Genomic DNA, 1,070 nt, shown 5'->3' on the forward strand with positions numbered 1-1,070 from the left:
CGGGGGGCCCACAGCCCCCCGCCAGCGGCGGCCCACTGGCCTTGGGGTTCGCCATTTTGCCCCGGCGGTGCCTCAGCGCAAACAGCGTGGCGATCATCCCCATTGCCGGGGCCGTGTCGATCCAACCGCGAACCCCTTCATGCACTTCGCCCTGGCGCACCTTCATCGCCTTAATCTCATCAGAAATTTGCTTGCCCAGCTTGGACTCGTCCGCGCCATCCACCAACATCTGCAATCCCTTGGAAAAGAACTTGTCCGGCACTTCCTGATTTTCCAGCGCCATAAGGCCATTCTTGCGCGCGACATCCGACAACTCGACCATCTTGGTGATCAGCTCTTCCTTGCTTGGTGCCTTGGGCATGAACGCCTTGCCCACCGCGCCAAAGCTGCGCAGGAAAATTGGCATAGTGCATTTGTACATGACGGCAAAGAACGTCCCACCGAACACGATTAGGATCGACGCCACGTCGATGAACGGCCCCAGACCGCCCGCAGCCAGCATCGAGCCGACCACCATTCCCAGCGCACCGATCAAACCGATGAGCGACGCAATATCCATTGACGGGACTCCCTGAAAAGCGTGGCAACCGGCACTCTGCCAGGTCTCGCAAGAGAAGGGGCAAGAACCATACCAAGCCGATCAGGGTTAGTCGCAAAAGTATTAATTCGTTTAATTACATACACTTAAAACGATTTTTGGAAATCTTACTAAACATTTTCCGCCGCCGCCGTTGCTCTTGTCAAGCGCTGGGCAGCGTACAGCCAGCAAGCGCCGGCAAACGTAACAAGCCAACTCAGGAGACTGAAAATGACCACGATCAATACCAACATGAGCGCGATCACAGCGCAGGCCAACATGACCCGCGTTAACGAGGACATGAACGCGCCCATGAGCCGCCTGTCGGCGGGCCAGCGCATCAACGCCGCCAAAGACGACGCCGCCGGCATGGCCATCGCGGAAAAGATGACATCGCAGATCACCGCCCTCAACCAACCCGTTCGTAACGCCACCGACGGCAAGAACCTCCTGCAAACGACTGGAAGCCGCGCACGCCGAAGTTTCGAACAAG

Annotated in this window: 1 protein-coding gene and 1 pseudogene; one reads left to right on the forward strand and one right to left on the reverse strand. The window is 57.9% G+C overall.

All coding sequences use genetic code 11. The features are described 5' to 3' along the window. Window positions 1–559, reverse strand: a 559-nt coding sequence (locus HEP69_RS23525) for a MotA/TolQ/ExbB proton channel family protein (protein ID WP_290560947.1), incomplete at its 3' end; no start/stop codon positions are given. A gap of 249 nt (window positions 560–808) precedes the next feature. Between HEP69_RS23525 and HEP69_RS23530 the strand changes: the two are divergent. Next, window positions 809–1,070 (forward strand): annotated as a pseudogene (locus tag HEP69_RS23530) (flagellin); the annotation flags it as partial.

Origin of the sequence: Aestuariivita sp. (assembly GCF_021404545.1) — a bacterium.
Classification (GTDB): domain Bacteria; phylum Pseudomonadota; class Alphaproteobacteria; order Rhodobacterales; family Rhodobacteraceae; genus Aestuariivita.